Genomic DNA, 9,150 nt, shown 5'->3' with positions numbered 1-9,150 from the left:
GATTGCGATGCAGGAGTTAAAAAATATGGCTTGCTAACGAGTGGCGTGCGTAAGGGTGACCCCATTCGTGTCAAAATTTACGGTTTATCTATAGCTCTTTCTTCAGAAAGATACAGTAACTATTCTTTATATATCCAGAACGTTTAAAATCTTGTACATAGCCTAGTTTTTTATAGAATTCAGCCGCCTCTTGAAATTCCATTGTTTGAACAGTAGCTATTTTACATTTTTGATGTTTTCCATGAGCATGGATAGCTTCCATTAATTTCTTTGCAAGACCTCTTCCCCTGCATTCAGGTAAAACCCACAGTTGATCCGTATACACAGACCCATAAAGAATAAAACCATTGGCACCAGCAATTATCTTATGGTTACTATTTTTAATGAAAAATCCAAAAGGAGTCGCTTGTCCATAGTCTTCCGTTTCCTGATTAATTTTATTGGTTAAGAAATCAATATCACTTTTATTAGGGTTTGGATCAAATTCGATTTTCATTTGAATCTATTAAATAATTGTCAGCTTGAAGTGTACTCTATTCTGATGTCAGGATAAAACGAAATACTGTGTCAATTTGGAGTTGTCAATGTATTTTATTGACACGTCTTTGTCAACCTCTTAAACTTCAACCTGACACTTATTCGTTTTTATGGTTAATATCATGTCAGGTAAGAGAATTGGTTACATTCGAGTCAGTAGCTTTGAGCAGAATCCAGAACGACAACTCGAAGGAATTACACTTAACAAAAAATTTATAGATAAAGCCTCCGGAAAAAATACTGAACGACCACAACTTGAAGCCATGCTCGATTATGCGCGTGATAGCGATACCATCATTATACACAGCATGGATCGGTTGGCGCGCAATTTAGATGATCTACGTAAACTAGTAACACAACTTACTGGTCAACAAATTAGAGTTGAATTTGTGAAAGAAAGTTTAACATTCACAGGCGAAGATTCACCAATGTCAACGTTGTTGCTATCTGTCATGGGCGCATTTGCTGAGTTTGAACGCTCATTAATTAAAGAACGTCAAATGGAAGGGATCGCCCTTGCTAAAAAGCGTGGCGCTTATAAAGGCAGGAAGGCAGCTTTATCTCAGGAACAAATTGACGAAATAAAAAAACGTGTGACTCAAGGAGATAAGAAAAGTCATATCGCACGTGATTTTAGTATTAGCCGTGAAACGTTATACCAATATTTAAGAAAATAAGGCTGATTTATTAATGAAACAACAGCCCAGACTTTCTGAAGATGAAATTATTCGCGATTGGTCTTTAAGCACTGACGATTCGATCTTCATTAAAAAATTTAGGAAATAATACCAATTATGGGGATTTCTGCAGGTTTGTGCCTTAAGATTGTTTGGCCAGCTGCTGGATAATCCCAACACGCTTGATACTCGTATTAGGCCAAGGACTAAAGATCGTGCTGTGAAGTGTAAAATTTCCCACATTACACAGGGAAATCTTTAATTTTCTCATCGTAGGTATCTTGAGCATTTGATAGTGATAATTTCGAGTATACCTCAAGAGAGGCGCGGGTTTCATGACCTGAATACGGTTGAATCAATGCATCATCAACTCCTTGAGCTTTCAGCCAAGTGAACAAAAAATGTCTTAATTTGTGAGGAGAAATAGTATGACTCATTCCTGCTATTTCGCTGTATTTTTCCAACATTTTACGAATGCCACGATCTGAATACGGCCTTTTCCAAGACGACTCAAATAAGCTAACCTGTTTGTTTTTATTAGCATTTGAGACATGCATTGCTAAAGGTTCTCGAAAACTTTTTGGAAACGGAAGGTATAGTCAATTTAACGTTATTTCGTTAGCAAAAGCCAAACCGAAACAGACACAACAAAGCACATATTGACAAATAATTAGTCATTTGTTATAATAACTTTGCCATTTAACTTTATTCTTAGAGGTCGATTATGAAAAATAAGCAGGAGATAACTAGAAAATATGCTAATTATCAACCAAATCTTTTTAAAAAACCAGAATACGACATGTTTAAAATTGGAGTATTGGGAAGTCCAGAAACGGGAAAGACCTCTTTGATGAAGCGAGCGGCAAACAATGAGTTTTCCCACATTTATTCAAGTACTAACTTCTTGCATCATGTTACTATAATGAAAGAATCAGAGGGTGCGATAACCGAGCTTCAACTTTGGGAGCTCCCTCCTCACCAAAAATGGGATTCACACACTAATGGCATGCACGGCATGATGATTCTTTTTGATGTTACTAATCCAGAATCCTTCCGCGATATTAAGAAGCATTTAAAACTTGTGGAAGAAAGATGCAGATTTGGACGTGATCAGATCATGCTTGTTGGAACAAAATCAGACCTGGTAGCTGAACGTAAAATTTCTTCGGATGACGTCGTTGAATATGCAGAATTGATGGACATGATTTACATCGACGTGAGTAATAAAAGTGGTGAAAATGTACAGGATGTGCTCCAGATACTAACTGAGCAGTTAAGACAAGCCCGGCGAGAGAAAGAAGCTTTAGCGAGAGGAGACAAAATGAGTGGGGAGCCTGAAAATAAAAAGGATTCAGAGGATGAAAGTAACAAAGAGCCTGAGTATAAACCAGGCAGTAGCTGCACAATTTCATAGATAGTGTCATACGGTCACCACCAAATGCCCCGTGGCAAGCCACGGGGCATCAGATGAGCCGTAACTGCTTCGTTTCCAATGCATGACCTTGATTTTTATATCACTTTTCAGCAGTCCCCGTGCGCCCCTCTGTCGCAACACAATATCCATCAGCCCTCTCCACACAACCCTTTCGATCTGCCTAAATCAATTACCTGGTAAAGAAAAAGTTAAGGTGGTTTGTATGGATTTAAGCAGTACTTATCGTTCACTGGTAAAAAAATATTTTCCTAATGCACTTATAACTCACCTTACGGGTTTTACCGCATATCCAGCCCAAACTGGCAATGAGATGTAATTAAATTACAACATCAATAGTGGTGATTAATTATTTGTCACTCAATGCCTTAGTTTCTTGCAATGTAAATGTAAAAGTGAATAATCCAACTGTGGCCATAACAGATAGCGAAATGAACCCCACTTGAAATCCGTAAGTTTTCGTTATGAATCCTGCAATAATGTTACTAAGTGATGAACCGATGCCCACGCATAATCCAAGAACACCCAATAAAAAATTAAACCTCCCTGTTCCACTTGCTAAATCAGAAACTATAACTACCGCCACTACTCCAAAAATCCCAGCGCTAATTCCATCTAGTAACTGGATAAGCAGTAAGTAAAAGGAGTTTTCTGTTATTGAACATAATAAAGACCGTAAAATTAAAAAGAGAAATGCAAATAGAAATATGGGCTTACGCCCTATTTTATTTATTATCAATCCTAAGGAAAAAGCAACTACAACCATAACTATTTGTGCCATAAAAATAGAATCATTATCAGGATTAATTTTTGCAAGTTCTTGACCAACCAAAGGTAATTGCGCTGCATTAGCAAAATGAAAAACAATGACCGCACTAAAAAAAATCAGCATTGATTTTGCAAGTTGTAAAAAGCTAACGGGAGCTTGTGTTTCATCTCTCCCATTTTGTATAAGGGGTAACTCTCTAGCGACAGAATAGTTTATTTCATTTGCATTAATGAATGGGATTGGAATTAATGCAAATATTGAAAACATGATAGTGCCATATATTATCCATGAATGCCCATATAATTGGGATAATAATCCTATTATTAAGATAGCAATGACGGTTCCTGCATGAACAATAGATTCATTTATACTGACTCTGTTGGGAAACAAGTCTTTCCCCACTAAACCCAATGATATTGCTGCAATTGAAGGGGGAATCAGACTGGAGGCCAGGCCCAGAAGAGATTGCGCTGCAATAATGAGATATAAGGAAGTTTGGCTTAACAAAATAGCGCAGCTTACAATAATACAGATACATGCAAAGGCTATAAGCGTCCGCTTAAATCGAATGGCATCAACTATTATTCCACTAGGTATTTGAAATAGTGCGCCAACAATACCCGTTGTAGCTAGCGCCATACCAACCTGGCTTGTATCCCATCCTAAATTGGAGCGTAAATAAATAGAGAGAATTGGACCAATGCCTCCTTGAATATCGGCAATGAAAAATATCATCAGGCTTAATGCAAGCAAACTACGGCTTGATAGTAATGAGTTTTTCACTTAGTCTCCTTGAAGGAAGTAGGCATAGATTAAAAGATTGATTAACGTAAGAGGAGCTCCTATTTTTATAAACTCGAAAAATCCAACCCCCTTAACCCCACGTTTTTCACTATTTTGGATAATAATGATATTAGAAGCTGCACCTAAAATAGATAAATTACCAGCAATGGTGCTCCCCACTGCTAAAGACAATAAGCTCAAATTAGAATGTGAATGATGCATTAGTAGAGGTAAGTACAATGCGACCCATGGGACATTTGAAATAAACTGACTAAGAATAACGCTAATTAGCAAAATCACTGCAATATGATTCACAGAAATGTGAAAATGGTTCATATTCGCTTGAAAAAAACCACTATCCCATACACTTTGCATAAGAATGAAAGTGCTTGCGAAAAAAACTAATGTACCCCAATCCAATTTTTTTATAAAAACCCATCGTTGATTACTCAATAAAATAGGTATAGCCGATAGAAGAGCAATATAGCTAAAATTTATTTGTATTTTTGTATGAAGAAAGTCCATTACAATTTTGATACCCACTAGAATAACCATCATTGTCAAACTTATTTTAACTAGTCTCACCGTATGAGAATCGCCAATTGGTGTTGGGATGGGTTTTTCAATAGTTGTATTTAAACTGTCTCTGTAGATCAAACAAATAAAAAGATAAGTTACAGCCAGATTTAATAAGGTTGGAATGGTCAGATATTTTATAAAAACAATAAAGGGAGAAATTATTTCCCCCTTTATTGCTATCAACAAATTCTGTGGATTGCCTATAGGGCTCATGGCACTCCCAATAGTTATGGAAAAGGCTAAAGCAAAAAGTAATGGCTTGATTAAATTTTTATGCGATTTACAAAGTTGCAATATAATAGGCGTACCAATAATGGCTATCGTATCATTCATTATCAGCGCCGCACCAAGCCCAAGTATACAAACAATCAACAATAAGGCTTGCTTTCCAGTGTTGGTGTAATAAAAAATCTGATCAGTCAGGTGTTCCAGATAACCGCTTTCTTCTGCCGCCTGAGAAATAAAAAAACACCAAACAAATAAAACATCACTTCTGGTTCAATGGCCCTAAGAGCATGTACAGGACTTATTTGTTGAAGCAATAAAGCAGCAACAGCGCCTGAAGCCATAATTGCCCATATGGGAATAACAATGCTTGTCGCTCTTCGCAATGCGATTATAAGGAGTACAATCAGAAGAATTAAGACCGCAGCAGGCATGCCATTTTTCCTTGTATCTATTATTAAAGAGAGAGTTAAAGTTATTCCTTTAGTTTTTTGATAAACGCTTTCAGTGATAAATATTTGCCATATCCTAAATGGGTTCCTATGATTTTCTGAAGCGGTACACCTAACTGATAAAGATGAAGAATTTTTTCTTTGTCTTTATCATACATTGAGGCTTGTATTATCCCTTTGGGTTTACCGAGCTTAATGCCTTTAGCAGCTCGTGCGCGTAACCCCTCCTTGGTTCGTTCAGAAATAAAATATCTTTCTAATTCAGCAAGCATTGAAAAAATGGTAATTAGTACTTTATTGGCTACATTACTTTTAGCGGCTGGGTTTAAATCAAGATTTTGCTTAATAAGAATCAGCCTTGCATGTTTATCCTGAATAATCGTTTCTATTGTATTAAGTGTTTCCTTAATGGATCGTCCTAGCCGAGATAATTCTGAAGCAATTACGATATCATTTGGTAATAACTTACTTAATAGCTCATCGATACGGCGATGTACTGTGGACTTACGCGAAGACATTTCCAGCTCTATCCACTCATCAACCATTAGTTTTTGATCAATGCAATATCGACTAATGGCATTTTTTTGACTGTCTAAACTTTGATCTTGGGTACTCACACGAACATAGCCATAAATCATACAAATTTCATCCAATTGTTATTGTTTTTGTATTAAGGTAGTTTTACTACATAACACCATAGATTTTATTATCGTTTATAACGCACCTATATGCTATAGTTTCTTGCGCAATAAAACGAGCATTTATAGCATTTAATTTGATGTCCAGGATGTACCTTAATGGCAAAGCTTGAAATACTGACACCTGCAGAAAAGATTATTTTTAATAGTCCGCCAAATTTTTCTCCCGATAAACAAAATAAATATTTTTGTTTGCCACCAGAATTAACAGCCTGGTTGGAAAGCGTGGATAACATCACCAATAAAGCTGGATTTATTTTATTGTTTGGATATTGCCTGGCAGGAGCGCGATTCTATCAGCCAAGGCAGTTTTATGAATCTGAGCTCAGGGCTATATGCCAACAATATGGTTTAGACAGCAATGAAGTGCGGCTAACAAAATATAATCAGCGGACGTTTAATTACCATAAACAGATAATTCGGGAATATCTTGCGATAAAGCCCTTTGATGAAGAGGCAAAAACATTGTTCAGGGAAAGCATACATGATCGCGTTGCCCGTCGTTACCCACCAAAACAGATTTTACAGGATGTATTCTATCTTCTGAAAGCCAGGCGTATTGAGATCCCTCGCTATAATCGATTTGCCCTGAGTATCACAGAGATAATCAGTGATTATGATAAACATCTGATTCACTTGATTGAGGATCAATTATCCAATGATCACAAAATCAGTATGGATGGTCTTTTAAAAATAAAGAATGCTGATTCTTCTACACTTGCAAGGCTTAAAACCATTAGTCATTCAAGAAAACCAAAGGAAATTAGGGAGAGTATCGAGGATTATCAACTAATCCAAACCCTCTATAATAGTATCATCCCCTTGCTGGACAGACTAAATCTGCACAATGATACAATCAAGCATTATGCAACCTGGGTTCGCAAGGCCAGCCTGTTTCAGATTAATCAGCTTCAGCCTGATAAACGCTATCTCCATATAATCTGTTTTCTGGTTCATCAATACCAGTTAAGGCAGGATATTTTTGCAGATATTTTACTCAACTGTGTGAAGGCAGCGGAAAACGCCGCTACAAAAAATGAAAAGGAACAGATCTTTAAACAGAAAGACCAGCAAAAAGAAACCCTGCAATTACTGTCAGATGCAAGAATATCCTATAAGGCTCAGCTGAAAAAAATTGAAAGGCTGGCAACATCTCCTGATTTAAGCGATTCGGAAAAGGTTCAGCAAATCAGGCTACTCCTTGAGGACTATCACCAGCACTTGGAAATCTATCCACCAGAACCAAAACTGGATGAATGTACAAAACGGGCACTCGATGAGATTAATGCTCAGAATTATTACCAGATACTGGAGGATTTGTCCCTTAAATTACAGAACAGGGTGGCTGATATTTTGCGCAATATTGCATTTGATATCCCGGAAAATCAGGATATCCCTGCCATTTTGGTAGCCATTAAACACTATCAGGCTAAAACAGGGAATGTGGGGAAAGAAGCACCAGTAAGCTTTTTATCTGAAAGTGAGCAGGCTGCACTTTATTCTAGTGAAGGTAAATTTAGGGTCTCCCTTTATAAGGTTCTGCTGTATTTTTACACGGCCGATGCTTTAAAAGCGGGTGTAATCAGTCTGAAACCAGCCTATCGCTATCTGTCACTGGAAAATTATTTACATCCCAAAGAGCACTGGCAAGCTAACAAAAATCGGTTACTGGAAGAAGCTGGACTGCTCGATTTTGCAAATATTGATCAATTAATGGCAACCTTTCAAAAAAAGCTTCATGGGGCATATCATAAAACCAATCGTCGTATAAAGGCAGACAAAAATCCACACATCAAATTTGATTCAAAAGGACGAATGGTGCTGGCAACTCCTAAAGTCGAAAAAATAAATATGCAATCTGTATCTTCTTTATTTGCTGATCAGAAATACACATCGGTATTGAAAATATTGAGTGATATTCAACGATTAACTGGTTATCTTGATTGCTTTCGCCATCACAGCGTTAAAGATAAGAAGATCTTGCCAAAAACATCCATATTTTATGCAGCAATCTTGGGGATGGGATGCAATATTGGCATTAACAAGATGGCCAATGTTTCCAAAGGGATTACGGAGGATGTCCTGGAAAATTTTGTAAACTGGCACATGAGCCTTGATAATATTAATGCTGCCAATCAAAGCATTCTTGATCTGCTCGGTAGGCTATCATTAGCCAGCATCTATCAAAAAAATCCTGGTGAATTACATACATCCAGCGACGGGCGAAAAGTCAGCGTAGTTGTTGAATCATTGAATGCCAATAAATCGTTCAAATATTTTGGAAGTGGTTCAGGAGCTTCCCTTTACAGCTTTATCGATGAGCTGAATCGCCTGTTTTATACCACGTCCATCAGTAGTTCTGAACGAGAAGCAGCCTATGTCGCGGATGGGTTATTACATAACCTTTCAATAAAAAGCACCATCCATTCGACTGATGCACATGGTTATTCAGAAGCAATTTTTGGGATATTGAACATGCTTGGGATTTATTTTGCACCCAGAATTACGATATCTGCCGTGAATGCCGAAATGCACATCTGAAAACTTTGAAGCTTTATAAGAGTAAAAATGAACGCGCTATTGATAAGATCGAGCGCTTTATCGACTTTATTTTGGCTCAAGAAGATGATCACAGTTTATCGGTTAGTGATCTTTATTCACATTCAACCGAAAAGTCTGATCTGCAGCAGGCTAGAAATGATATGCACGAATACCTGTAACGGCTCGCGTCTATAAACACCTCGGCTCGCAATCATCGCATTTTTTTGGCCCAAATTAATTGCGACTATAATTTAACTTGGGCTCACTTTAAATGCTTCTATAAATTTTCTGGCCCAGATTAATTGCAACTGAAATTTCTCGACCACTAGAAAAACGTCCGTTTATTTAGCGATGTTCATTTTCCGTTAAACCGACCAATTAATCACCAAATAACCCGTGGAAAGGCAGCGTCAATTTAACTTTGAGCTAGACTGTAATTTATTTACAGGAATAACGC

8 protein-coding genes and 2 pseudogenes are annotated in these 9,150 nt (G+C 37.3%); 4 read left to right on the top strand and 6 right to left on the bottom strand.

The features are described 5' to 3' along the window. Nucleotides 1-88: 88 nt before the first annotated feature. Complete coding sequence (locus tag Q0495_RS05500) at nt 89-496, bottom strand: N-acetyltransferase (RefSeq protein ID WP_298623942.1); 408 nt, start codon at nt 494-496, stop codon at nt 89-91. Nucleotides 497-659: 163 nt separating this feature from the next. On the opposite strand from Q0495_RS05500, the gene Q0495_RS05495 reads away from it, so the two are divergent. Then, on the top strand, nt 660-1,214 hold the full coding sequence (locus Q0495_RS05495; RefSeq protein WP_298623940.1) for a recombinase family protein: 555 nt from the start codon (nt 660-662) through the stop codon (nt 1,212-1,214). A gap of 242 nt (nt 1,215-1,456) precedes the next feature. Here the strand turns inward: Q0495_RS05495 and Q0495_RS05490 are convergent. Next, a pseudogene (locus Q0495_RS05490) lies at nt 1,457-1,792 on the bottom strand (tyrosine-type recombinase/integrase); the annotation flags it as partial. Between the two features lie 146 nt (nt 1,793-1,938). Between Q0495_RS05490 and Q0495_RS05485 the strand changes: the two are divergent. Both Q0495_RS05485 and Q0495_RS05480 read left to right on the top strand, forming a co-directional pair. Next, the gene (locus Q0495_RS05485) at nt 1,939-2,628 is read left to right on the top strand and encodes a Rab family GTPase (protein WP_298623938.1); all 690 of its coding nucleotides are present in this window, start codon (nt 1,939-1,941) and stop codon (nt 2,626-2,628) included. Between the two features lie 181 nt (nt 2,629-2,809). Further along, nucleotides 2,810-2,911: pseudogene (locus Q0495_RS05480) on the top strand (transposase); the annotation flags it as partial. 84 nt (nt 2,912-2,995) lie between these two features. Here the strand turns inward: Q0495_RS05480 and Q0495_RS05475 are convergent. Genes Q0495_RS05475 through Q0495_RS05460 form a run of 4 tightly spaced genes read right to left on the bottom strand, consistent with a single transcriptional unit; the run spans nt 2,996 to nt 6,092 of the window. Further along, complete coding sequence (locus tag Q0495_RS05475) at nt 2,996-4,198, bottom strand: MFS transporter (RefSeq protein WP_298623937.1); 1,203 nt, start codon at nt 4,196-4,198, stop codon at nt 2,996-2,998. Then, a complete protein-coding gene (locus Q0495_RS05470) occupies nt 4,199-5,200 on the bottom strand; it encodes an SLC13 family permease (protein WP_298623944.1) in 1,002 nt (333 codons plus the stop codon). Beyond that, nucleotides 5,197-5,436 carry a hypothetical protein gene (locus Q0495_RS05465; protein ID WP_298623935.1) on the bottom strand — a complete coding sequence of 80 codons (240 nt, stop codon included), beginning with the start codon at nt 5,434-5,436 and terminating at the stop codon, nt 5,197-5,199. The genes Q0495_RS05470 and Q0495_RS05465 overlap by 4 nt, the downstream gene beginning before the upstream one ends. Before the next feature lie 41 nt (nt 5,437-5,477). Continuing rightward, the gene (locus Q0495_RS05460) at nt 5,478-6,092 is read right to left on the bottom strand and encodes a recombinase family protein (RefSeq protein WP_298623933.1); all 615 of its coding nucleotides are present in this window, start codon (nt 6,090-6,092) and stop codon (nt 5,478-5,480) included. Nucleotides 6,093-6,251: 159 nt separating this feature from the next. Between Q0495_RS05460 and Q0495_RS05455 the strand changes: the two genes are divergently transcribed. Further along, a complete protein-coding gene (locus Q0495_RS05455) occupies nt 6,252-8,693 on the top strand; it encodes a Tn3 family transposase (protein ID WP_298623931.1) in 2,442 nt (813 codons plus the stop codon). The last annotated feature ends 457 nt before the right edge of the window (nt 8,694-9,150 follow it).

The sequence above is a fragment of the uncultured Legionella sp. genome (genome assembly GCF_937871865.1).
Lineage (GTDB): Bacteria > Pseudomonadota > Gammaproteobacteria > Legionellales > Legionellaceae > Legionella.
This window is presented reverse-complemented; position numbering and strand designations above follow the sequence as displayed.